21 protein-coding genes and 2 pseudogenes are annotated in these 22,728 nt (G+C 62.7%); 9 read left to right on the forward strand and 14 right to left on the reverse strand.

The genetic code is table 11. The features are described 5' to 3' along the window. Positions 1-5: 5 nt before the first annotated feature. The 6 genes and pseudogenes from ACYQ6W_RS20935 (at position 6) to ACYQ6W_RS20960 (ending at position 5,031) form a co-directional block, all read left to right on the forward strand. A complete protein-coding gene (locus ACYQ6W_RS20935) occupies positions 6-683 on the forward strand; it encodes a maleate cis-trans isomerase family protein (RefSeq protein WP_459678025.1) in 678 nt (225 codons plus the stop codon). Positions 684-835: 152 nt separating this feature from the next. Further along, positions 836-1,318: pseudogene (locus tag ACYQ6W_RS20940) on the forward strand (hypothetical protein); the annotation flags it as partial. A gap of 42 nt (positions 1,319-1,360) precedes the next feature. After that, entirely contained in the window at positions 1,361-2,863 is a 1,503-nt protein-coding gene (locus tag ACYQ6W_RS20945; protein ID WP_459678027.1) for an HAL/PAL/TAL family ammonia-lyase, read from the forward strand. Positions 2,864-2,883: 20 nt separating this feature from the next. After that, entirely contained in the window at positions 2,884-3,315 is a 432-nt protein-coding gene (locus ACYQ6W_RS20950) for a helix-turn-helix domain-containing protein (RefSeq protein WP_459678029.1), read from the forward strand. A gap of 187 nt (positions 3,316-3,502) precedes the next feature. Next, positions 3,503-3,922: an NUDIX hydrolase gene (locus ACYQ6W_RS20955; RefSeq protein WP_459678031.1), complete on the forward strand. Its 420-nt coding sequence runs from the start codon at positions 3,503-3,505 to the stop codon at positions 3,920-3,922. 509 nt (positions 3,923-4,431) lie between these two features. Beyond that, on the forward strand, positions 4,432-5,031 hold the full coding sequence (locus ACYQ6W_RS20960) for a hypothetical protein (RefSeq protein ID WP_459678034.1): 600 nt from the start codon (positions 4,432-4,434) through the stop codon (positions 5,029-5,031). A 365-nt stretch (positions 5,032-5,396) separates the two neighbouring features. Here the strand turns inward: ACYQ6W_RS20960 and ACYQ6W_RS20965 are convergent, their stop codons facing one another. The 10 genes from ACYQ6W_RS20965 to ACYQ6W_RS21010 all read right to left on the reverse strand — a co-directional run bounded on the left by ACYQ6W_RS20965 (position 5,397) and on the right by ACYQ6W_RS21010 (position 15,883). Continuing rightward, a complete protein-coding gene (locus ACYQ6W_RS20965) occupies positions 5,397-6,116 on the reverse strand; it encodes an SDR family NAD(P)-dependent oxidoreductase (RefSeq protein ID WP_459678036.1) in 720 nt (239 codons plus the stop codon). A gap of 5 nt (positions 6,117-6,121) precedes the next feature. After that, positions 6,122-6,892, reverse strand: coding sequence for an SDR family NAD(P)-dependent oxidoreductase (locus ACYQ6W_RS20970; protein WP_459678038.1), 771 nt, complete (start codon positions 6,890-6,892; stop codon positions 6,122-6,124). A gap of 57 nt (positions 6,893-6,949) precedes the next feature. After that, positions 6,950-7,783: a carbohydrate ABC transporter permease gene (locus ACYQ6W_RS20975; RefSeq protein ID WP_459678040.1), complete on the reverse strand. Its 834-nt coding sequence runs from the start codon at positions 7,781-7,783 to the stop codon at positions 6,950-6,952. Continuing rightward, the gene (locus tag ACYQ6W_RS20980; RefSeq protein ID WP_459678042.1) at positions 7,780-8,736 is read right to left on the reverse strand and encodes a carbohydrate ABC transporter permease; all 957 of its coding nucleotides are present in this window, start codon (positions 8,734-8,736) and stop codon (positions 7,780-7,782) included. Before ACYQ6W_RS20980 ends, ACYQ6W_RS20975 begins: the two co-directional genes overlap by 4 nt. Further along, entirely contained in the window at positions 8,733-9,932 is a 1,200-nt protein-coding gene (locus ACYQ6W_RS20985) for an ABC transporter substrate-binding protein (RefSeq protein WP_459678044.1), read from the reverse strand. The genes ACYQ6W_RS20980 and ACYQ6W_RS20985 overlap by 4 nt, the downstream gene beginning before the upstream one ends. Positions 9,933-10,610: 678 nt before the next feature. Further along, positions 10,611-11,036, reverse strand: a complete 426-nt coding sequence (locus ACYQ6W_RS20990; RefSeq protein ID WP_459678047.1) for a hypothetical protein — start codon at positions 11,034-11,036, stop codon at positions 10,611-10,613. Further along, positions 11,036-11,785, reverse strand: a complete 750-nt coding sequence (locus ACYQ6W_RS20995) for a DUF2786 domain-containing protein (protein ID WP_459678049.1) — start codon at positions 11,783-11,785, stop codon at positions 11,036-11,038. The genes ACYQ6W_RS20990 and ACYQ6W_RS20995 overlap by 1 nt, the downstream gene beginning before the upstream one ends. Before the next feature lie 750 nt (positions 11,786-12,535). After that, positions 12,536-14,911 (reverse strand): glycosyltransferase family 2 protein, encoded by a 2,376-nt coding sequence (locus ACYQ6W_RS21000; RefSeq protein WP_459678051.1) that lies wholly within the window; start codon positions 14,909-14,911, stop codon positions 12,536-12,538. A 210-nt stretch (positions 14,912-15,121) separates the two neighbouring features. Beyond that, positions 15,122-15,283, reverse strand: a complete 162-nt coding sequence (locus ACYQ6W_RS21005; protein WP_459678053.1) for a hypothetical protein — start codon at positions 15,281-15,283, stop codon at positions 15,122-15,124. Positions 15,284-15,355: 72 nt separating this feature from the next. Beyond that, positions 15,356-15,883, reverse strand: a complete 528-nt coding sequence (locus tag ACYQ6W_RS21010) for an autotransporter outer membrane beta-barrel domain-containing protein (RefSeq protein ID WP_459678056.1) — start codon at positions 15,881-15,883, stop codon at positions 15,356-15,358. A 44-nt stretch (positions 15,884-15,927) separates the two neighbouring features. Here ACYQ6W_RS21010 and tnpB point away from each other — a divergent pair. Beyond that, positions 15,928-16,116 (forward strand): annotated as a pseudogene (tnpB, locus tag ACYQ6W_RS21015) (IS66 family insertion sequence element accessory protein TnpB); the annotation flags it as partial. A 537-nt stretch (positions 16,117-16,653) separates the two neighbouring features. On the opposite strand, the gene ACYQ6W_RS21020 reads toward tnpB, so the two are convergent. Further along, positions 16,654-17,067: a type II toxin-antitoxin system VapC family toxin gene (locus tag ACYQ6W_RS21020; protein WP_459678058.1), complete on the reverse strand. Its 414-nt coding sequence runs from the start codon at positions 17,065-17,067 to the stop codon at positions 16,654-16,656. Then, on the reverse strand, positions 17,064-17,330 hold the full coding sequence (locus ACYQ6W_RS21025; RefSeq protein WP_459678060.1) for an AbrB/MazE/SpoVT family DNA-binding domain-containing protein: 267 nt from the start codon (positions 17,328-17,330) through the stop codon (positions 17,064-17,066). Before ACYQ6W_RS21025 ends, ACYQ6W_RS21020 begins: the two co-directional genes overlap by 4 nt. A 364-nt stretch (positions 17,331-17,694) precedes the next feature. Here ACYQ6W_RS21025 and ACYQ6W_RS21030 point away from each other — a divergent pair. After that, positions 17,695-18,893, forward strand: a protein-coding gene (locus tag ACYQ6W_RS21030) for an IS3 family transposase (RefSeq protein WP_459678062.1) whose coding sequence is annotated in 2 segments (ribosomal slippage) — positions 17,695-17,965 and positions 17,965-18,893 — 1,200 coding nt in all. Because the reading frame shifts where the segments join, the coding sequence is not laid out codon by codon here. Positions 18,894-19,043: 150 nt separating this feature from the next. Here ACYQ6W_RS21030 and ACYQ6W_RS21035 read toward each other — a convergent pair. Both ACYQ6W_RS21035 and gcvA read right to left on the reverse strand, forming a co-directional pair. Further along, entirely contained in the window at positions 19,044-19,514 is a 471-nt protein-coding gene (locus tag ACYQ6W_RS21035; protein ID WP_459678064.1) for a helix-turn-helix domain-containing protein, read from the reverse strand. Between the two features lie 1,346 nt (positions 19,515-20,860). Then, a complete protein-coding gene (gene gcvA / locus ACYQ6W_RS21040) occupies positions 20,861-21,763 on the reverse strand; it encodes a transcriptional regulator GcvA (protein ID WP_459678066.1) in 903 nt (300 codons plus the stop codon). Positions 21,764-21,912: 149 nt separating this feature from the next. Between gcvA and ACYQ6W_RS21045 the strand changes: the two genes are divergently transcribed. Beyond that, the gene (locus tag ACYQ6W_RS21045) at positions 21,913-22,716 is read left to right on the forward strand and encodes an MFS transporter (protein WP_459678068.1); all 804 of its coding nucleotides are present in this window, start codon (positions 21,913-21,915) and stop codon (positions 22,714-22,716) included. Positions 22,717-22,728: the final 12 nt, after the last annotated feature.

A 22,728-nucleotide genomic window follows, 5' to 3' on the forward strand; every position in this document is an offset into this window, starting at 1 on the left:
CCGCCATGGCCCGGCTCGGCATGCTCGTCCCCTCCTCCAACACGGTGCTGGAACCGGCAACCGCCGCGCTATTGCCACCGGAACGTGGCGTTACCACCCATGTGGCACGCATCCGCGTGCTGCGCATTGCCGATGATGCCAGCACCCAGGCGCAGTTCGCCGGAGAAACGATGGCCGATGCGGCCGAGCTGCTAGCCGATGCCCAGGTGGACCTCATCCTCTGGAACGGCACGGCGGCCGGCTGGCTTGGCTTCGCCGAGGATGATGCGATCGTCTCCGCCATCACGGCGCGCACCGGCCTACCCGCCACCACCGCCGTCATGGCGCTCAATGCTCGCCTCGCCGCCCTAGGCGCGCGGCGCATCGGCCTCGTCTCGCCCTATGTGGACGCGGTCGAGCGGCGCATCGTCGAAAATTATGCCAAGGCCGGCATCGCCATCACCGCGACTGCCCGGGCGGACCGCACAGAGAATACGAGCTTCGCCGAAATCACGCCGGAGACGGTGGCCGAGATGGTGCGGATGGTTGCCGCGCAGGAGAGGCTGGACGCCATCATGATCCTCTGCACCAACATGGCCGGGGCCGGCGTGGCGGCGTCTCTCACCTCCGAACTCGGCATGCCCGTTTTGGATTCCGTCGTCGTCGCGCTGGAGCACTGCCTGCAGATGCTGCGGGCGGCATAAGATCACGCAGCGCTGGTTCCGTTTTTAATGCTGGCGGGAGACGCTCCAACCCGGTAGACGGCCTGCTGTTGGCGTGGAACGTGCGGCTTCTCAACCACCTGTTTGATTTCGAGAAGATCCTTGTCCATTAACGGCGGCTTGAAAGTCAGGCCGCTTTTGCCGAAAAGCTGGCCAGCGATCTCGGAAAACCGATGATCGCGTCCGAAGACTGGGAAAGCTGCGTCAAAGGTGCCGACATCGTCGTTGAAGCATCACGCCGGAGCACCCCCAGCCCTCTGCTGAAGACCACGTGGATAAAGCCAGGAGCCTTGGTCATTCCATACGGTACGATGAGCGCGGTCGAGCTTTCCTTGACGGACATCATGTCGAAGATCGTCGTAGATGATTGGGGCCAGTGCAAAGGTGGGAAGTTCGGTAGCCTCCGCGCGCATGTAGAAACGGGGCGCTTATCCGAGGCGACGCTCCATGCAGAACTTGGCCAAATCGTCGCTGGACTCAAGACCGGGCGCACCGACGATCAAGAAACCATCCTTCTATGGCATCGTGGCCTTTCCTTGTCCGATATCGCCCTCGGCCACGCCATGCTCGAAAAGACACGGAAACTTGATATTGGCCAGAGGCTGCGCTTCGCCTGACGCTGTGCATCTGGACCATGTGGTTTGTTCTTCGGTCAAGACGTGAAGCAAGTCCTCATTGGCGCCCAGAGACTATCAGCTGCCGATATCGCATCCATCGCGCGAGACGCCGCGCGCGTGAGCCTAGCGCCTGAAGGGCGTGCGGCGATCGTCTCAAGCCACGCCGCGCTAATAGCGCAAATCGCTTCGGGCAGCGCCATCTATGGCGTAACGACCGGGCTTGGGGCGGCGGTAGACACGCACCTTCCTGCGGGAGACCCGGATCGCGAACGGCGCATTGCTCTGGCCCGTGCGGTGGGTGTGGGAACGCCCGCCTGCTCAGCAGATGTCCGAGCGATGATGGCCACGCGCTTGGCCCGGCTGGCACGGGGCTATTCGGGGATCAGCCTCGGCACCGCAGAGGGACTCATCGCGCTCCTGAACGCCGGCGTGCACCCCGTGGTCCCCATGATCGGCTCCGTGGGCCAGGCCGATCTTTCCCCTCTTGCCCACATCGCCGCCGTCGTTCTCGGCAATGGCGAAGCAGAGGTCGGCGGATCGGTGATGGCAGGTACAGCCGCTCTGGCCAAGGCCGGGCTGTCGCCCCCCTCGCCTGCGCAGAAGGACGGCCTGGCCTTGGTCTCATCGAACGCCGTTTCAGTCGGGCTCGGCGCGCTGGCCATTCATGACGTGCGCCGTATACTCGCGATCCTTCTCTCGGCGGCATGCCTCTCCTTCGAGGCGTTTCGCGCTAATCTCTCGCCCCTCTCCCCCACGGCGGCGGCGCTTCATCCCGTGCCTCATTTCGAGCGCGTGGCAGAGAGGGTATCCGACCTCTTCTCCGGCAGCGATCTTGCTCTTCCCGGCACCGCCCGACGCCTTCAGGACCCGCTGAGCTTTCGCTGCTTCGGCCCCGTGCACGCTGCCGCGCTCACGGCCCTCGACCAGGCGACCTGCATTCTCGACATCGAGCTCAACTCCTCGGACGACAATCCAGCGATCCTTCATCCCGAGGCGCGCGTGCTGGCCAATGCCAGTTTTGACACGACGCATCTCGCTCTGGCTTTCGAGGGGCTTGGGCTCGCCTTGTCCCGCGCAGCGGCGCTTTGCGGTGAGCGGATGATGCAACTCATGTCACCCGCGGCGAGCGACCTTCCGCGTTTCCTCGCACCGCCTCTCGACGGCCGAAGCGGCTTTTCTGCCCTCCAGAAGACTGTTTCGGCCCTCGTCGCCGAGATCCAGCACAGGTCGCTTCCGATGCCGACCGTCATTCTTCCCGTGGCCGATCGCGTCGAGGACTATGGAACCATGGCGACCTCCATCGTCTTGAAGACCCGTGAGATCGCCGATCGGCTTCGTCTGGTCGCCATCATCGAACTGATCGTCGCCGCCCGAGCCTGCGACCTACGCACTGGTCTGGTCCTCGGCAGGCGGACCGCGGAGCTTCACGATGCAGTCCGTCGCCATGTTCCGCCACTCAGCGACGATCGGTCGGCGGCGCTCGACATTGCCGCACTGGGCGAGGCCGCTGATCACGAGAGCCTCTTCGATGCGTTTATCCTCTAGGGCAGAAAGGGTAGCCAGAAGTGTCCCTGACACTGAAGCGTCTTGCCACTCCCTCACTGGATCACGGGGCTAGGAACGCGCATTCCTACGACGGCTCGCGACCTGAGCCACTACCGGCCGCTGCCGAAGGCGACGGCGCGCGCATCCGTCAAATACGGCGCTACCTTGGCTTGTCGCAGCAAAGGCTCGCGAGCCGCAGCGGCGTGTCGCGCAGTGCAATCGCGCAGTGGGAAACCGGTCGCACCGGCCAGGCCCAGTCTAACCTCACCGGAGTAGCGGCGGCCCTTGGCGTATCCGTCCGCTATCTCCTGACGGGCGATGACGGCGATGCAGAAACAGCGGACGAACAGGCGCTCCTCACCCTCTACCGCCAGATTAAGGATGCGGGTCGGCTAGCGCTGCTGCGCCATGTCAAATACATGCTGGCCGCTGCCAGCGACGGGCCCGGCTGATTCCGCTTTCTGCCGCAGCGTCGGAGCGACTGAGCTGAAGCGCTTTATAATGCGACCCAGTTGGCAAGAGCGTTGCCTGCTGAGCTCAGCCGTGTCGCAGGACCGGATTTGTGCCGACGTTCCTGGCTCAGCCCTGCCCCTCGGCAAAGCTCTGGACATCTAGACCTTCGCTGAACCAGATTGTGCTATGGCTACATCCAACCGCAAGACCGACGTCCAATACGGCGCACTTCCGTGGCGGCCCACCCCGTACGGCATTGAGATCCTGCTCATCACGAGCCGAGGCACTGGGCGATGGGTGATCCCGAAAGGTTGGCCGATAGAAGGCAAAAAGCCGCACCGGGCCGCCGAAATGGAAGCCTTTCAGGAAGCCGGCGTGAAGGGGCTGATGAAGAAAAAGCCCATCGGCGCCTACCCCTACGCCAAGCGCCTCCCGAACGGCGAGGAGCGTCTCATGCATATCGAGGTCTATCCGCTGCGGGTAACGCTGGAGGTCGTCAAATGGCGGGAGAGGAAGCAGCGGGAGCGGCGGTGGTTCCGCGCGGAGGAAGCAGCGGAACTCGTGGATGAGGGAGGCCTGGCGCAGATCATCGTGGAATGGGTCTGACCGTCGGCCGCGGCCAGACCGGTGATCGTCACAGGATGATAGAGCCATTGACCCCTGCCCTGCCCCACGTCTCCCCTCACCAACAACCAACAACCAACAACCAACGCCGGACACGCCGCTTCACGGGCGCGGCACGGGCTCCGGCACAGCCAGAGTAACCTCGGGGGTCGGCGGGTTAACCTCGCGGCGCGTGCGGCACCGCATCAGGGATCGAGGGTGCTGGCCGGGCTCTTCGTTACCAGCCCGTCGCGCTGCACCTCACTTCGAATGGTGCGGAGAGCACGTTGGCAGGCGTGGCGCATGGTGTCCTCATGGAGGGAACCGTCTTGGAAGGAGGACCAAAAAATGGTCAAGCAACGGCCCCTCATTGCGTCCAAGCGCTACCTCCATGATGATACCGGATCGAACACCGTCTCCGCGCACAAGAAGGTGACGATGCAACCCGCCCGGCATCTCTCAAGCCTCCTTTCGCTCCCCGAAATAGGGCAGAGCCTCTAGGATCTTTCGCCATGGCTGTCGCCGATCTCTGCAGCTTTTCCTACACGGGAAAGATTGTCAGCTGGACCGTGCCCGCAACGGGCGCCTACCAAATCCTTGCCTATGGCGGCCAGGGCGGCAAAGGCGGCGGCCTCGGCGCCGAGATCGGCGGCACATTCACGCTGCAGGCGGGCCAAGCGCTGACCATCCTTGTGGGGAACGAGGCCGATCCTGCGGACCTCGTCCGCCGCTATGCTTTTGCCGGTGGTGGTGGCGGTGGTGGAACCTTCGTCATCGGCGCCCAGACTACACCGCTTATCGTCGCCGGCGGCGGAGGCAACACGGGCGCTGCCTATTCGCAAAACGGGCTCATCTTCAGCCAGAGCCCTCGACGCTATCAGGATGGCGCCGCCGGAACAGCAGGCAACCGCGGCGGGGCTGAGCTGGAGGTGTTCGAAGCCCCAGCGCACCTGGGGCGCGCGGCCTTGCGCTCCGGACGCAGTTTCAAGTCCGCCGCGGACACCGTCGGCTTCGGTAGCGCTGCCGCGTTTTCCCGCGCCTTTTCCCGGAAATTCGGGTATTCGCCGGTACAAGACAAAGGGCAGGCCGGCAGCACGGTCTCGACTGCGTGACGATGCAAATACCCTACGGTGCCGATCCAAACGACGGAGGTGTCGCCACTTCCCAGCTTGTTCTGCTTCCCGGGCTTCTGTGTAATGCGCACCTTTGGCGTGAACATGTCCAGAGCCTGTCTGAAGTATCGGCCTATCGAGTTGCTGATCTGACACATGGCAAGCCGATCACGGCCCGGGGCCGAAGCCAATTTGGATCGTGCCGCACTTAGTTTCGTTCGGGCTCTGATGTCCGTCCGTTCACGTCAACGATCAGCGTTGGACCGCCCAGAAGAATGCTCCCGCCCGATGATTTGATGCACGTTCTGGCATTTCCCAGCGCGAGCTATTGCCCAGACCACCAGACCTCATGGAGCAGCTCCAATTCAGTTTGCCGTGTAGCCGCCGTCGACGGGGATCGTCACACCGTTAATCAGCGCAGATGCACCGGAGGCAAGGAAGATCGCAGTGCCGGCAAGTTCCTCAGGTTCAGCCCATTCGCCGCGGGGTAGGCGTGCTAGCACTTTGGCACTGAAAACTGGATCCTCGCGCCCCGGTCGACTGATCTCGGTGCGGATCCAGCCCGGTGCGATGGCATTGACGCGAATCCCATCCGCCGCGAAACCGAGAGCGAGTGACTTGGTAAGCGATACCACCGCCGTCTTCGCCGCCGCATAGGCAGGGATATGGGCCGCACCGAAATAGGAATACATCGAAGCGATGTTGATCAGGCATCCCTTGCTCCTGCGCAGCTGTGGTCGGAAGGCATTTGCCAGGCGCAGGTTGCCGACGAGATGGATATCGAGGATCTCCGCGAAAACCTCCGGCTTATATTCCTCCCAGCGCACCAGCCGCCCGGCGCAATGGATGAGGGTATCAAGGCGCGAGATGGAGGCGGCCAGAGCCTCGACGGCCGCGCTATCCCGCACGTCGAGCGGCAAATAGCGGATGCCGGGCAGCTCTTCCGGTGGCGGGCGCAGATCCGTCACGATCACCTCCGCACCGTGGTCGGCGAAGGCACGGGCGAAGGCCTGGCCGATGCCGCCGCTGCCGCCCGAAATGAGCACCACCTGGCCGGCCACGCTGAAACTCGGATTCGTTGTCATGTCATTCACCAGATCGTATAGCCGGCATCGGCCAGCACGATGGAGCCCATGAGCGCGCTGGAAGCCTCGCTCGCCAGGAAGAGAATGACGGAGGCGATCTCCTCCGCCGTCACGGCACGATGCGAGGGTGTATTCTCGAGCCAGATCTGGGCGAGTTCCGGCTTGCGCAGGCCGGGGCCGGACATAGCGGTATCCACATAGGTGGGCGCTACGCAATTCACCCGCACGCCGCGCGCCGCCCATTCGCCGGCGAGAGAGCGCGTCATGTGATGCACGGCAGCCTTGGCCGCATTGTAATGCACCTGGCGCTGCGGCTTGTTGGAGATCACGCCGGACATCGACCCCACGGTGACGATGCTGCCCCGCCCCCGCTCCAGCATATGCCGGCCGAAGGCCCGGCAGCTCCAGTAGCAGCCATTGAGATTGATATCGATCATACGCAGCCAGACATCGTCGGCCATGGCCTCGCCCGGCGTATCCGGCCAGGCGATGCCAGCATTGGCGACGAGGATATCCACGCCGCCGGCCGCATTGAAGCGATCGGCCGCCTCCGTCACCGCGTCAGACTGCGTCACGTCGAGCACGATGCCTTCCGCGCCGGGGGCAATGGCGCGCAGCTTGGCCAGCCCCTCTTCCAGCACCGCCGGATCGCGATCGGCGATGATCGGCCGCGCGCCGCATTCGGCCAGAGCGGTGGCGGAAGCGAGGCCGATGCCGCGGCCCCCGCCGGTCACGAAAGCCGTTTTCCCGGCCAGATCATATTTCTCGCGATACATCGCAGCCTCTTCGCTGTTCCGGCGCGGCGAGCGCGCCCGTTCATGCCCGGATCGGCATTATTTGACGGCCCCGAAGGTCAGCCCGCTGACGAGATGACGCTGGGTTGCGAGGCCAAGCACCATGATGGGCGCCACCGCCAGCAGCGACGCCGCCGAGAGCTTCGCCCAGAAGAGCCCCTCGGGGCTTGAGAAGGTAGCGATGAAAGCGGCGAGCGGGGCGGCCTGGCTCGCCGTTAGATTGATGCTCCAGAAAGCTTCGTTCCAGCAAAGCACGAGGTTGAGCAGGATCGTGGCGGCGATGCCGGGCGCGGCCAGCGGCAGCAGCAGCCGGACGATCTGCTGGCGTGTGGAGGCGCCATCGAGAAGCCCGGCCTCCACGATATCCTTAGGCACATCGCGGAAGAAGGAATAAAGCATCCAGATGACGATCGGGAGATTCATCAAGGTATAGATGCCGATCAGCCCGCTGCGCGTATCGAGCAGATGCAGATCGCGGAAGAGCAGATAGATCGGCACCAGCACGCCGACCGCCGGCATCATCTTTGTGGAGAGCATCCACATCAGCACGCCGCGCGTGCGCGGGCTCGGATAGAAGGCCATGGCATAGGCGGCCGGGAGTGCCAGCAGCAGCGAGACGAGCGTGGCGCCCCCGGAGATGGCCACACTGTTCATCACGAAGCGCAAGTAATTCGTGGTGGCGAAGACGGTGTCGAAACTCTCGAGTGTCGGATGGAAAAAAAGCAACGGCGGGGTAGTGACGGCCTGCGCCTCCGTCTTGAACGCGGTGAGCCCCATCCAGAGAATGGGAAAGGCGATCACAAGGCCCACGCACCAGCCGAGCAGGGTGAAGACAAGCTTGCGGGTAGCGCGCCTGCGCTGCGCCGGACTCATGCGTCCAGGCTCCGGGCGACGGTGCGCACCAGGAAGATCGCCACGATATTGGCAAGCACCACGGCGATGAGGCCGCCAGCCGAAGCACCGCCCACATCGTAATCGAGCAGCGCGGTCTTGTAGATCAGATAGGCCAGGTTCGTAGTGTCATCGCCCGGGCCGCCACCGGTGGTGACGAGGATTTCCGCGAAGACCGAAAGCAGGAACATCGTCTCGATGAGGATGACGACGGTGACGGGCCGCGCCAGATGCGGCGCGATGACACGCCAGAACAGCGTGAATGGGCGCACGCCATCGAGGGCCGCGGCTTCCAGCTGCTCCTGATCCATGGATTGCAGCGCGGTGAGCAGAATGAGCGTCGCGAAGGGGATCCATTGCCAGGCGACGATGATGCCAACGGACAGCAGCGGCGCAGCGGCGAACCAATCCAACCCCGGCAGGCCGAAGCCATGCGCGACCCAGGCGAGCAGGCCGCTCACCGGGTTCATGAACATGTTCTTCCAGATCAACGCACTGACCGTGGGCATGACGAAGAAGGGCGCGATGACGAGCAGGCGCACCGCCACCCGGCCATGCATCGGCTGGTTGAGCAGGAGTGCGATGAGCGTGCCGAGCACGACGCTCGCCGCCAGCACGCCCACCACCAGCGCCAGGGTATTGACGAGCGCCGTGGCCAGAGACGGATCGGTGAGGAGATAGACGTAGTTCATCACGCCGATGAACTGCCGCCCCTCATCCATCAGATTGTAGTGCAGGAGGGAAAACCACACCGTCATCACCAGCGGCACGATCATCCAGAGCAGGAGCAGAAGAACGGAGGGCGCGGTGCAGAGCATCGCCCCGCGCCGCGCGGCTCCGGCGGGGCGGAGCGCCGCCGCCCGCGCCCTCACCCCCCGGCCCGGCGCCACAGCGCCAGGCCGGAGAGCGGCATCCAGGCCCGCGCCCTGTCTCATTTCAGATAGCCGGCGCGCCGCATGATGCGTGCCGTCTGCGACTGCGATTCAGCCAGCGCGGCCTTCACGGTCTTCTGTCCGGCAATGGCCGCCGAGATCTGCTGCCCGACCATGGTGCCGATCCCCTGAAATTCAGGGATGCCGACATATTGGATGCCCGTATAGGGCACGGGCAGGATGGAGGGATGATGCGGATCGGCGCTGTTGATCGCGTCCAGCACGATCGGCGCGAAGGGCGCGGCCTTCTGATAGTCCGCCGATTGATAGGTCGAATAGCGCGTGCCGGGCGGGATGCTTGCCCAGCCCTGATCGGCCGCCACCATCTTGATGTAATCCTTGGAGGTCGCCCAGGTGATGAATTCTTCCGCCACCTTGCTGTTCTTGGAGGTGGAGGGAATGGCGAGCGACCAGGCCCAGAGATAATGCGAGCCGACCTTCGTCGTCATATAAGGCGGCGCGGAATAGCCGACCTTGCCGACGACGGTGCTCTGCTTCGGATTGGCGAGGAAACCGGCGGAGACGGTAGCATCCACCCACATCGCACAGTGGCCGGCTGCGAAAAGGGCGAGGGTTTCATTATAGCCGTTGGAAACCGCACCCGGCGGGCCATCGCGGCGCAGTAGATCGACATAGAAGGATACGCCATCCTCCCAGGGCTTGGTGGTGAGCTGCGGCTCCCATTTCATATCGAACCAGCGGCCGCCGAAGCTGTTCACCACCGGGCCGATCTGGCCCATATTCTCGCCCCAGCCCGCCTTGCCACGCAGGCAGATACCGTAGATGCCGTTCTTGGGATCGTTGAGCTTGTCGGCGGCGGCCGCGATCTCGGGCCAGGTGGGATTGGGCGGAATCGTTACCCCCGCCTTCTCTACAAGATCGGTGCGATAGAGCGTCATCTGGCTTTCGGCATAGAAGGGCAGCGCATAGGGCTTGCCATCATAGGAAAGCCCCTCGCGCACGGGCTTGAGCAGATCGGCGAGATCGTAATCGGCCGGAACATCGGTGATGGACGTGAGCCAGCCGCGCTTGGCCCACATCGGCACTTCGTAGACACCGACGGTAACGATATCCATACCCCCGGCATGGGTCGCGATATCCGTGGTGATGCGCTGGCGCAGCACGTTCTCTTCCAGCGTGATCCAGTTGAGTTTGATATCCGGATGCGAGGCCTCGAATTGCTTCGATAGGCGCTGCATCACCACCATATCCGGGTTGTTTACCGTGGCGATTGTCAGCGTTGTCGCGGCTTGAGCCAGGCGCGCGCCGTACGCAACGGCAGCAATCGCTGCGGATAAAAGCAGAGTAAAAAATTGGAGGCCATGCAAAGTTCTCATTGATCGGTTTTCCGATTCTTTTCTGATTTATACATCAGTCTAAGCGGGTAAATGATCTTTTTTACTCTCCGCTCCTCTTTAGAAAACACCTTTGTATTAACATCTTCTCCAAGCAATCCTTTTCGGCAAAGATTGAGCCTGTCTGGCTCGACGTCTTACCGATCGCGGAAACTTCTCCTTGCCATGAACCGCACCGGTGATAGCGAACCTCCCTCGCTCGTGACCTTGCACCCCAAGCCAAGAGCACCGTCATGCAGATTTAGCGCTGGGTCAAGCAGCTTTGCGCGTAAACTTGCGTTACTCCGCGCATTTATGCCCACTAACATGCAGGCTTCTTTGCACGCGGTTGCAGGTCCGACCGCACATCGCTAACCCCCGCGAAGGCACAACGAAGACTGTTCCCTACGCAGCGCCCTTGCCAGCCGATAGCCTTGCCTACTCGCTGGCGTCGCGCTCTGCGTCATCTCCCCTGGAGCGTGGTTTTGTTCAGGGTTAACGGTTGCGTGCTTCCGCAGCCACGACAGCGGGAGGCAGCAGGGCCTATACTTCCGGCGAGGAAGCGACGTCGATACCCGCCTCTGCCGCGTGCCTGCGGAGGCCCGCGGCATCAAGGCGCAGGTAGCGGGCGAGCAATGTGATATAGGCGGCCATGAAGTTGGGACCGTGGCCGTCGCTGTCGTCCTCCAGGGTCGAGGTCATGGTATGAGCCAGCTCATGCAGCAGGCACCATGAGGGGCAACGCGGTGGCAGCTCGATGGTCAGCCGATCGGCACGGCCTAGGAGCGTCGTTGCGCGCCGCGACAGGGGCCACACTTTGGGCGGATAGCTACGACCGAGATCCGCCCAGATGGCGTTGACCATGGCTTGCGCCTGGCTCCGCGCGATGGTCGTCGGGTCATGCGGCACTACCGCCGCCCGCTCCCAGGCATAGACGCGGCTCCGTTGATAGTCCCGTGCCAATGCCATCACCGCAGCAGCAGCGACGACCCATCTTCGAGGGGCCGGCGGAGGTTGATGCCATCTCCCGCCTGTCGCCCGGTCGCGAAAGCCCGCCGATCGAAGATGGTCGCGCTGCTCTGACGGGCCTGGAGCCTGATCTTCGTCTCGGCGAAGGCAGCTGCAACCGTCGCCTGCTTGGCCAGGACGAGAGCGGTGCCGCGGCTTTCCTCGACCCGCAGCACGGTCTCGCGTGCCTCGTTCAGCGCGTCGAGCCGTTCGGCCAGGCGGGCGGCCAAGCCATGCTGGAAGCTACGCAGCGCGCGCCGCAGCCGCTCCGCCTTCAGTCGCGTCTGGCGCAGCCGGAAGTCGGCAGTCTCACCGGCGATGGCGTGAGCGATGATGCTGTGCAGATAGAGGGCCATCTCCACATCCGCCTCTGTGCCGAAATAAACATAGCGTTTGATGCTTTGGCTGGCAGAGGGGTCAGCGCCGGCGCTATCCTCCAACCAGACGATGCAGTGGCAGAAGCGAGCAATGGCAGGCACACAGGTGTCAAGGGCGCCGCGTCGCTTCCCAGTTAAGGCCACGGCCTTCTGCACGCAGGAGCTCGCTCGGACCTGAACCTCGTCCATTGTCAGCATGTAGCGGTCGAGCAGTCGGCCGATCATCTCCGCGGCGGCAAGGGCCTCGGCATCGGTGCAGCCGTTCTGCACGGTTTTGGCGGCCAGAGCCCGGATGCGGGCCTTGGCGCGTTCGATCTCGGGGGTCGGGGTCATACAGGGAGGCTAGACGCTCGGCGCGAAGAGGCCAACCCAGCAACCTGACAGTACCAGCCTGCGGGATCATGAGGACCGCTGTGAGGCGCCGAGAGTCTTGGCGACGAGGAAATGCCGCCGACTGAGCTATCCTTCGGCTCAGATGGTCCGTGCCCGCGACTCGGGCGGCGCCCCTGACCGCCTGGCGCGACCGGGCCAGGGATCGAGCCAAGCGGGCTGGTATCGGAGCCACAGCCAAGCAGTAGCCGGTTTATCTCGTCCCACACGTCCAATCGCGTCACCGTTGTCGCTTCCAACGAGCGTCGCCGACCCTGCCTCGATGACCCGCACACCAACCGGGTCCGGCGCGCAAACCCGGATGTTCCCTCGCACGCCAAGGCGATAATTTTTGGTTGCCATTTTAATACGTTTTCGTATCATACCGTTATGGCACCGATATATATCTCACCAGGACCGAGCGACGACGACGACGAGCTCCGCGAGGACTGGGCACAGCGGCTTGCAAGCGGTCGTCCCATAGTAACCTATGAGGTGGATACTCCTGTTACCTTGACACTGGATGCCAGGGGCCGGCTCGATATCGACTGCCCATGTCTCCGCGTGAGCGCGTCAGATCTCGCAGGCATCTTGAGGTTAAGGCTTGGCCCTCAGGCACTGTGCCAGTTGTTGAGCTTCTTCCAAGATCTCAATGTCGATTTGGATCCGCTCTGTCTTCACTGAGGAACGGGACGGCTCTATGCGGTCCTTGTGTCAGCAGCAAAGTGCCGCGAGGAACTGCCCGAAATCCGACGGGTCGATCGTATACCGGCTCCGTGACTCTATTCCCAAGGTGAAGTAGGCGTTTTGGAACCCGCGGAGCGTGCCAAGTTCCGACAACGCCAGAGACCATGCTCCGAGACTTCCCACTCTTGCGCTCGTCTTGCAGAACACGAGGCTCTGCGGGACTGGCAGAGTGTTGCTGAGTACGATGTCGGCGCCTCGAAAGAGCGTGGCCTGCTTGACGAAGTTGACCGATTCAATTGCCAACGGAGTGAAGCCATGATGTCGGACAGCAAGGTCCACGAGATCCGCTTCATTTTGACACTCCGGCTCAGAAGGCGATCGCCGGCTGCGTTGGGTCAGGAAGATCCGCTTTATCTGCTGACCCTCCACGGGCGGCTTTTGAAGGTCTAGAATCCGCTCTACAAAGTCGTTCACCATCGGGTTCAGTCCCCGAGATCCGAGAGGGGACATGGGCAGGAGAGCATGCCAGAGCAGGACGCGCTCCTCCGCTGGCGAATAGAACTCGATATCTTTCGAAGGAACGCCGGCCGCTCCCTCAAGAAGACGCGGCAGCCAGTCCGGCGCGGGCTGATCCACCAGTACACGAAAAGGCAGGCGCATTTTCTCCGCAGCGTCGCGCGCCACCCAGATCCGGAAGATCTGTCCCAACACCCCCGCTCCATAGCCGCTGGAACTCTTTCCCGGCAGCACGACGCAGGGCCATCTAATCTGCCTGATCGGCCGTTCAGTGGCTTCGATTTTCGGCTGGATCGCTGGCTCAACCCATCTACCACTGGCGACGTCAAAGCTGCGATCGGCCAGCCAAATGACATCAGGATTGGCGACCAACGCACCCATCATCGAGCGGCAGACGATCTCCGGCCAAGGCTCTCCCTTGTCCGAACCATGCCAGTACTGCACCCATGGAGGAGCAAAGCGCTCAGTGCCACGCACGAGTGGAATAGGCTTGCCGATACCTGCGGGAGCCAAGCGATCGTGGATTAATCCTGGATCTCGAACCTCAATGGGTTGCACATCCTCATCAGCTCCCGCACGAGGGAATCGGTTTTCGATGTACAACGCGGGAAGGTTGCGCTCCGCGTCATGGCCGTCAATCTCGCGGCGGAACTTCGCCTCGGCGAGTTGCTGAAGCTCATTCAGTTTTGGGAGACACCGAAGAGAAGTCAGCTCCTCTTTGACGCGCCGAATCCAAGCCTCAGGGACATGCTCCACCCTGCCGAAGGACCGATTGTTCCCGAACGTAAAAAATTGGTCAAACGATCTAAAATCACGGCCGCGTAGCTTCTTGAGTGCAAATTCCTCGAACGACTTGTTCCAATAGTGATTGATCTGACCGTAAGCGTAAGTCGGTGTCCGATTAAGGCGAAGCTCAGCAATAGGATTGAGGGCATCATCGAGAAACGTGTTCCCCGCTACCACGTGAGGGAGATGGGACGTCGCAAATGTTGTGCACCGACTCAGGCGCGCAAATGACTTGAAGTGATCGCTCCCTCGAAAGCTGTGGAAACGGTCGAACACCAAGCCTTTCTCTCGACGATATGCGGCGTTGCTGATGAACCATTTCCAGTTGAAGAGAACACCAACAGGACCTGAGGGATCACCGTCTAGCTTACCCACGAGATCGTCGAGAGGGCGAGGGCAGGCGGGTTCATCGAAAACGGGTTTTATGAAAAGAAATTCGTCAACGTCAGAAAAGAGAACCCACCTAAATTGCCTCAGCGAATTGTGAAAATGGATTGCGTGTTCATAGGCCTTGGACTGAATCGGAAAGGCGCTCTCTCCTTCCCGACCGAGCCGCGTCTCGTTTATGACGACATGACAAAGTCCAAGCTCAGCAAAGGCTCTCAGAAGCTCTTCAGTTCCATCATCGCTGTCGTTGACGTAAAAGAAGAAGTCATCAAATCCAAGACAACGATGGTGAGCGATCCATTCCAGGAGATTGACGCCCTCGTTGCGGACAGATGTGACGATCGCGGTCCCTTTCGCCGGCTCCATTTTGGCTCGAAAGAAAAAGTTCAGTAGCTTGAACGGTGACCAGCGGCGTTCCGATCGGGTGAACGCCAGATAATCGAACTGACGCGATAGCACCTGGATGCGCTCAGGCGATCGCCGCTCCAATGCCGTCACCAGCGCGTCGACATAGTGCGTATCGACGGGAGATAACTGCGCTTCAGGTCGACTAGTACGCGGTCCTTGCTCGATGCCGGTTATGAGCCAGTCTAGGAGGGTGGCGGCCTGAGAATCCTCCGCCATACACAAAACGGCATCTCTAAGGGCCTGTAACCCGGAAGCGGACAGGTCCTTGTCCATGAGAGCCGCGAATTCTGGCCCATAGATATCCATCCATCTGCCCCTCGTTCTGCTTCCATCCTGCGAGGACAGGGTGGGCGAGGCAAGCCTAAGCAAGTACGACTATCTCACGGCCTGCTGTGAGTCCGAAAGGGGAGCTGCCCTCCTCACAGCCAGAGGTCTCGTGAAACCGGGACTCGCACTCCGCCCGTCCGTTCCCGATCCGGCGCCATGTTACCAATCGCATACATGCCGTGCCTCCGGCTACCAGACGAAGCGCACCCCGCCGCTCAGTGCCTGCGCCGTGCTGTGGCCGTTGATGGCGCCACCGTAGCTGACGAACACCGACAGCGGCCAGGACGTCACCTTCACATCCGCCAGTAGCCCGATCGGTGCCGCGTCGCGCCCAATGGGTGCGCTATCCACGGAATAGCCGCCGCCACCCAGCTGCGCAAAACTGCCCCAGGCATCGCCCGTCTGGCTCGCGAATTCATGTGCCTAGCCCAGGGAGCCCTTTGCCACCACGGCAACGGTGGGGAACAATGCCAACGGGCGTTGCAGGTTTATCCCCAGCACGCTCTGCGCGCTGCCGATGGATTGGCCGCCGATCGTCTGCGCAAGCGCGCCGCCGCCGCTTTCGGTCAGGGTCGCTTCCTGGAAGCGGAAGCCGCCGAAGCCCAGGCTCGGCTCGAACAACCAGGCACCCATGCGCTCTCGCACGCCCACGCGTAGACGGCCGCCGCCGGCCGTGCCGTTCGTGTCGCCACGCGTCGAGACGCCGACAATCGGTAGGCTGCGCGAGACATCCTCCTGCTGATACAGCCCGCCAAGCTGGCCGGCCAAGAAGAACGGGCCGTTCTGCCACTGGCCATAGGTGAAGAGCTGCGCGGTGGTTCCCGTGGCATGGCTGCCGCTGCTGGTCCAGATCTGGCCGTCCACCGTGCCGACGGCGAGGCCGACGCGCCGCCCGCGAGCGCACGGATCCTGCCGGCGAGCAAGCCCGTGGATTTCCGCAGAAGTGCGCACAACCTGGCGGCGCTGGCCGCGGCGGTGCTGGGCGCCGATCCCTTCGCGGCACCGTGCTGGTGTTCCGCTCGCGCCGCGCTGACAGGATCAAGGTGCTGTTGTGGGATGGCAGCGGCCTGGTGCTGGTCTGGAAGCAGCTGGAGGCCACGACCTTCCGTTGGCTGGCGATCGTCTATGGCGCGGTGCGGCTGTCACCGCTGGAGTTCGTGGCGCTGTTCGACGGCATCGATTAGCGACGGGTGCAGGCAATGCGGGAGATTCCCAAACCGGGCGCACCTGCGTAGGCGCACCGCGAAAGCCTCGGTAGGGATTTGGGGATCGCCTTATGCTCAGAGCTTGCCAGAACCTTCGGCTGCCCGCCAACCTGACAATGCCGCCGGGGCCAATGCGCTGCAAGAAGGCGAGGGGAAAGTCACGCACCCTTCCACGGGACCTATATGCCAGGAACGGCTTGGCTCATCTGTCGCCAGCTCTGCACGCTGTCGCCTGGGGAATTACCATAAGATGTCTATTCCTTTCGGCAGCAGCGTCTCGTCTTTACGAACGGCGTCCGTGATCGATGAAGGCCTCGAGTATGCGCCGCGCTAGCGGCGCATCAGCGTCTACCTCGCGTGCCCACCGCAGCCAGTCAGTGACAGGGGCATTCTCACAGGGCCGCGTGACGAACGGCCCCCGGATAGCGTCCAACTCAGCCTGGCTCAGATGATGCTCTGGATCGAACTCGACTTGCTTTCTTCTAGCGGTCATCATCACTCCTTGCGGCACTTGGGCTACGCAGTCAGGGTCTCGAGGCCTCGGCGCGCCGCCGCGGCCAGCAGTTCTGCGTCGCAAGAAGCGAGCGGCAACCCGCGGCGCAGCGCGAGTTCGAGATAGGCGGCGTCATAGAGCGTCAAATTCTCAGCCCAAGCGAGCTCGCGCGTCATGCCCCAGGCATGATGATCGGTCTCTGCATCGATCTGCAGCCTGAGGTCGGTCAGCCGCGCGATACTGCGGTCAGCGTAGTGATCGTCGCAGCGGCCCCGGCGTACTGCGTTACGCAGGACGTTGGCAACCTCGAGCCGCCACAGGGAGGGTACCACCGCTCTCTCAGCAATGACCTGCTGCAACAGACGCCGGGACGCCGCGGTCTGCTCGTCGGAGAAGAGCCAAGTCATGGTCATCGAAGCGTCGAGCACCATGCTCATCCTGGGCGCCCCTCGTCCCGCAATTCGCGGATCGACAAGCCGCCGAGCGTATAGTTTTGCGAGTCCGCGAGGATGGCTGCCCCGGCCTCCTCCGCCTTACGGCGGGCTTCCACCTGGGCGGCTGAGCGACGTATGACGATGGCGCCATCGGCGGCCTCTATTTCAACCGCTTCGCCGTCGATGAGGCCGCAGGCGCGAGCTACGTCGAAGGGCACGCGAACGGCGAGGTTTTTCCCCCAACGACCGACAATCACCTGTGACATCTTCGACTCTCCGTCCTTTGGGATATCCTGGCATATCCCACTAGAATACGCAAGAAACTGTCGCGAAGGCTGCGGGCGACGCTGAGGCAATTGTGGTTCAGATGGCGATCCGTCTCACGGGACCAAACCGTGGCCAGCGGAAAAGGTGACGGGAGTGGCAAAATCCCGGTCTATCAAGCGGCCATGAGGCCGTTCGCTTCCGGGTGCAGCCGGCCATCCAACACAGCGGCACGGACGACGGAGCCTCGATGAGCGCCCTATGGCGACCACCGTGTCCGCTGCTTCTTGGCCATGCGTGGCCTGCCCCTCTTGAAGTGGTCCATCCCTTTTGTAGGTCTGCGGAGCCGTTTGGATGGATTGAGAGATGGCAAGGAAGCGGCACAAGCCGGAGGAGATCGTCGCCAAGCTGCGTCAGGTTGACGTGCCGACGGCGCAGGGCAAGTCGATCGCCGAGGCGGTGAAGACGATCGCGGTGACGGAGACGACCTATTTTCGCTGGCGCGCCGAGTATGGCGGCATGAAGAGCGACCAGGTGAAGCGGCTGAAGGAGCTGGAGATCGAGAACGCCCGGCTCCGGCGGGCGGTGTCGGATCTGACGCTGGACAAGCTGATCCTGAGCGAGGCGGCGCGGGGAAACTTCTGAGCCCCGCCCGTCGCCGGGCCTGCATCGACAAGGTCAGGGCGGAGCTGAAGATCTCGGAACGGCGGGCCTGCGCGGCCCTGGGCCAGCACCGCTCCACCCAGCGCAAGCGCTCGACGGGCCGGGACGACGAGGCCACCCTGACCGCTGACATCATCGAACTGGCCAAGGCCTACGGCCGATATGGCTACAGGCGCATCACCGCGCCGCTACGCCATGACGGGTGGTCGGTGAACCCCAAGCGGGTGCAGCGGATCTGGCGGCGGGAGAGGCTGAAAGTTCCGCAGAAACAACCAAAACGCGGCCGGCTTTGGCTGAACGACGGCTCGTGCGTGCGGCTCAGCGCCGAGCGCGCGAACCATGTCTGGTCCTACGACTTCGTCGAGGATCGCACCCATGACGGACGGAAATTCCGCATGCTCTGCGTCATCGACGAGTTCACCCACGAGGCCCTGGCGATCCGGGTCAAGCGCAAGCTCAACTCCACCGACGTGCTGGAGACCCTGGCCGACCTCATGATACTCAGGGGGCCGCCCGCCTATGTTCGGTCCGACAACGGTCCGGAGTTCATCGCCCAGGCCCTGCGCGACTGGATCGCCGCCGTCGGCTCACAGACCGCCTACATCGAGCCCGGCAGCCCGTGGGAGAACGGCTATTGCGAAAACTTCAACTCCAAGCTCCGCGACGAACTGCTCAATGGCGAGATCTTCTACAGCCTGGCCGAGGCCCAGGTCCTGATCGAAGCCCGGCGGCGACACTACAACACTGTCCGCCCGCACTCATCACTCGGCTACCGACCGCCGGCGCCCGAAACGATCGTCCCCCGCAGCGGAGGCGTCGTGCCATGGGCGAGCCCGCCAGCTCGATTGAAGAAAGCTGGCTCGTCCACTCCAACTATGGCGTCAGAGACCGCCATGCACTAACAACAAAACCGGATCACCTCGCGGGGTCAGGCCACCAGTAGAAGCGGCGGAACCTTCTGGCGACGTTGATGGATCTAGCTTCGAAAGCGTAGTCGGTCACCCTGTGAGCCCTCGTACCGTTAAGGAAAGACAAAAGACCGTCAAATAAGATCAAGCCCGCGGAACGGCGGCCAGCGACTTCACCAGATCGAGAATGTGCCGGCGCACCTCTGGATCCGTCACATGCGCAAAGTGGCGAAGTATTTCTGCGGTATCCGCCGGCAACTCGTCACTCTCCCCTAACCGTGCCTGAGCTTCCGCGAAGGCCTGGAAGCCACCTTCTTCGGCGTTGCCGGCCCCGGGCAGGAAGCCTCCATCGATGGCGTCAAAATCGGGCAGGCCCTCAAAAAAATAATTGGGCGTGACGTGGAAAACCCGACATAGATCGTAGAGGCGGGAAGCACCCACGCGGTTCACACCGCGTTCATATTTCTGGATCTGCTGGAACGTCAGGTTCAACGCATTCCCCAGCTTTTCCTGGGACATGCCGAACGCGCTCCGTCGCCGCCGGATGCGTGCACCAACGTGCACGTCGACGAGACTGGGCACTGACTCTGGGATGTTGGATGCGCGTTTACCCATGCGCCTTTCGAAACACGGTCTCGGAACGAGACCACAGCGGTCGTCAGCCCTCCTCCCTCCGGCCCGCTAGGTAGCCTGCAATGGACGCACGGAGGACTCTCGAAACGATCCAGTTTAACCAATCACTAACGCCCCCACCTATATCACAACCACCGGCTAACACCAGCCACTCCTTACTGAATTTCCCCGGGGCGACCATCCGCTCCTGCACCGCTGGCAGCAGGCCCCTGTGCCACCATGGCTCTGTGCGACGAGTGCCGCGGCGCGGGCCTCGCCCCTTTAGGCGAATTGCCGCGCGAGAATACGGCAGCCGTCGAGGTTCAGCGCGCAGGTGGATTTCGGCGGGGAGACCACGAGGTGGAAGATGTTCTCTTCGATACGGGCACCGTTGAGCCGCTAGGGCACGATGCCCGGGCCTCATGCCGCCTCGGCAAATGCCGCGACACGATCCGCCGAACAGCTAATCGCCATAGGATGATGGAGCCAAGGCCCCTGCCTTGTCCCACGCCTCCCCTCGCCGACGACCACCGCCGGATGCGCCGTTTCACGGCCGCGGCACCGGCGCCGGCACAGCCGGCGTACCCTCGGGAGCCGGCGGATTAACCTCCCAGGGCGTATGACACCGCATCGGATTCAAGGGCGCAGGCCGGGCTCTGTCACCAGCCCGGCGCGCTGCACCTAACCCCGGATGGTGCGGAGATCGCGCCGGCGGGTGTGGCGCATGGTAGCCTCATGGAGCGAATCGTCTCGCGAGGATGGATGGAAAAGCGTTCAGCGACGGCCCTGCATTGGGTCCAAGCGCCGCATCCATGATGATGGCAGATCGCCCACCGTTTCCACGTGCAAGAAGGTGACGATGCAACCCGGCTTGAGCCCTGCTGAAACGATCGGATCGCTCTCGCTCCCCGTAATCGGGCAACACTAGGCAGGCGTATGAGGCTTTCAAAGGCTCGCGTAGCAGCAGGTCAGGTTCGGTCGGCGGTCTGCATAGGCCTACCTAGTGATCAGCTTCCAGAATGCCCCTGTTCCACGCAACGATGACCCTATCCAGCCCACAGGCACGTGAACGCATCGCGCACCCGAAAGAGAGCGCGGAACAGGGGGCTGGGTAGCCGAGCATGCCGGAGGGCAGCACGTCGACGCCGTTCATAGCATCGGCTCCGGTCAAGTTGACGGCAAAGGCATCAGCAAGATCCGCGTCGGCCAAGCAGGTCGAGTTCGCACTGCTTGTTTAGAGCAGAACCTGTCTAATCAACTCTGGACACATTGATGTCGGCTCCTTGCTGTGGGTGGCATGTATCGCAGACAGTTTGCGTATCGTAATATAGTGGTGGCGCCCCTTAGCTCTATGCGCTCCCCACCGCGCCGCTCAGGTTGCCGTTGGCATCGAGCCAGGCGCAGAAAGCAAGCACTCGCTCGTCGGGTGCCGGCGATAGGGGGACATAGGTGCAATAGCTTCGCGCGGCTAGCGAGGGGCCCTCGAATGGCGCCACTAATCGCCCAGTCGCCAGATCATCCGCCACCAACGCCGTCGGCCCCATAGCCACTCCCACACCATCCAGCGCTGCCTGGAGCGTGAGGTAAATGTGATCGAGCACCAAATCCGCCTCAGCTTCCAGCGCCGGTGCACCGGTCTTCGACAGCCAATCTGGCCAGAGTTTCGGCAGGCTGAGCGTGTGCAGCAGCGTATGCAGTCGTAGGTCCTCAACTCCGTGCAAAGGGATCCGCTGCATGAGTGCCGGGCTGCAGACCGGTAGTCTGGTTTCAGAAAGGAATGGCCTCACACGATAGTCATGGAACGTGTCTGGCCCACCGCGGATGATGACGTCCGCACGGTCGGCCAGCGCATCGACCGGGCCATTGGCACTCTCAATGCGCACCTTGATATGCGGATGCACCGCTTGGAAGGTCGCAATCCTGGGTACCAGCCAACGCAAGGAAAAGCTCGCCGGCGCGTTCACCCTCAGGATGGTCGAACCAGCTTCGCCATATTGGGCTGTCGCCGTCGCGACACGATCGAGCGCCTGGCCGACTTCAGCCAGATAACTGCGCCCGCCCGGCGTGAGCGTGACCCGACGATTGAGCCGCTCGAACAGCGGCGCTCGCAGCCACGCCTCCAGGAGGCGCACTTGCTGGCTAATCGCTCCCTGGGTCACGCCGAGCTCACTGGCGGCGGCCTTAAAGCTGCCGAGACGGCCCGCGGCCTCAAACGCCCGCACAGCATTCAGCGGTGGTAGCGTCCTTCGCATTCAGCGTAGCTTTCCTAATATGAATTGGCAGGATTACTGGTTTGTCGGCGGCAGAAGCAATAGCCATTCTCTCTTGGATGAGAGGGCGACCATCTGACCACCAAGGCCGTGCGACCGCGTCACGCTCCTTGGCTCCATCACGCAGTCTGTTGGCTGCCTGTCTTACCCATGCACTGCATGATGGCTACACCGATGGACTTTATGCAGTACTGCCGGTCTGGCAGGCCCAATTCGGCCTGACCTACGCCACCTTGGCGCTCCTGCGCGCCCTCTACTATGGCACCATGGGCGGTCTGCAGATCCCGGCTGATCGTGCCACTCGCAGACTCTCCTCTCGCGCCGCGCTGATCCTTGCAACTCTCCTGGCGGCGGGTGGCTTGGCCATGACGGCGTTGCCTTTGGGGGTTACAGGTCTCTGCGCGGGCCTTGTCCTGGCCGGCATCGGCTCCAGCCTGCAGCATCCACGCGCTTCAATGCTGGTTACCGCCGCCTACGGCGAACACGCTCGCCGGCCACTGAACATCTACAATTTCTCCGGTGACCTCGGGAAGGCTGTCCTACCGGCGCTGATTGCCTTGCTCCTACCCCTCATCGCCTGGCGGCCCGTCATGGGGCTCATGGCGATGCTGGGCATTGGCCTGTCGGCGGCACTGCTGTGGCTGGCGCCCGCGGTCATGCTCATGGAGCGAACTGCGTCCGAGCCGGCTTACGGGTACGGACAAGGTGGGTTCCGTCGGCTGACGGTGATCGGCGCGCTCGATACGGCCACCCGTATGGGTTACCTGTTGTTCCTGCCGTTCCTGATCCATCAGCGACATGGCGGATCGTCGGTGGTCGGCACGGCCCTCGCCTTGCTCTTCATTGGCGGCGCTCTAGAGGGTGTTATGTACTTTCCCACTGGTTTGATTCATACCTGCGGGCATGGAGAGCGTTCGCAAGCCGTATCCCTCTGACGTGTCAGACGA

The sequence above is a fragment of the Acidisoma sp. 7E03 genome (assembly GCF_054665075.1).

What these genes read in the sequence shown, in the direction of transcription:
- ACYQ6W_RS20935 (WP_459678025.1), top strand. Translation starts at nt 6, where the DNA reads ATGGCCCGGCTCGGCATGCTCGTCCCCTCCTCCAACACGGTGCTGGAA.
- ACYQ6W_RS20955 (WP_459678031.1), top strand. Translation starts at nt 3,503, where the DNA reads ATGGCTACATCCAACCGCAAGACCGACGTCCAATACGGCGCACTTCCG.
- ACYQ6W_RS20960 (WP_459678034.1), top strand. Translation starts at nt 4,432, where the DNA reads ATGGCTGTCGCCGATCTCTGCAGCTTTTCCTACACGGGAAAGATTGTC.
- ACYQ6W_RS20965 (WP_459678036.1), bottom strand. Translation starts at nt 6,116, where the DNA reads ATGACAACGAATCCGAGTTTCAGCGTGGCCGGCCAGGTGGTGCTCATT.
- ACYQ6W_RS20970 (WP_459678038.1), bottom strand. Translation starts at nt 6,892, where the DNA reads ATGTATCGCGAGAAATATGATCTGGCCGGGAAAACGGCTTTCGTGACC.
- ACYQ6W_RS20975 (WP_459678040.1), bottom strand. Translation starts at nt 7,783, where the DNA reads ATGAGTCCGGCGCAGCGCAGGCGCGCTACCCGCAAGCTTGTCTTCACC.
- ACYQ6W_RS20980 (WP_459678042.1), bottom strand. Translation starts at nt 8,736, where the DNA reads ATGAGACAGGGCGCGGGCCTGGATGCCGCTCTCCGGCCTGGCGCTGTG.
- ACYQ6W_RS20985 (WP_459678044.1), bottom strand. Translation starts at nt 9,932, where the DNA reads ATGCAGCGCCTATCGAAGCAATTCGAGGCCTCGCATCCGGATATCAAA.
- ACYQ6W_RS20990 (WP_459678047.1), bottom strand. Translation starts at nt 11,036, where the DNA reads ATGGCATTGGCACGGGACTATCAACGGAGCCGCGTCTATGCCTGGGAG.
- ACYQ6W_RS20995 (WP_459678049.1), bottom strand. Translation starts at nt 11,785, where the DNA reads ATGACCCCGACCCCCGAGATCGAACGCGCCAAGGCCCGCATCCGGGCT.
- ACYQ6W_RS21000 (WP_459678051.1), bottom strand. Translation starts at nt 14,911, where the DNA reads ATGGATATCTATGGGCCAGAATTCGCGGCTCTCATGGACAAGGACCTG.
- ACYQ6W_RS21020 (WP_459678058.1), bottom strand. Translation starts at nt 17,067, where the DNA reads ATGAGCATGGTGCTCGACGCTTCGATGACCATGACTTGGCTCTTCTCC.
- ACYQ6W_RS21025 (WP_459678060.1), bottom strand. Translation starts at nt 17,330, where the DNA reads ATGTCACAGGTGATTGTCGGTCGTTGGGGGAAAAACCTCGCCGTTCGC.
- ACYQ6W_RS21035 (WP_459678064.1), bottom strand. Translation starts at nt 19,514, where the DNA reads ATGGGTAAACGCGCATCCAACATCCCAGAGTCAGTGCCCAGTCTCGTC.
- gcvA (WP_459678066.1), bottom strand. Translation starts at nt 21,763, where the DNA reads ATGCGAAGGACGCTACCACCGCTGAATGCTGTGCGGGCGTTTGAGGCC.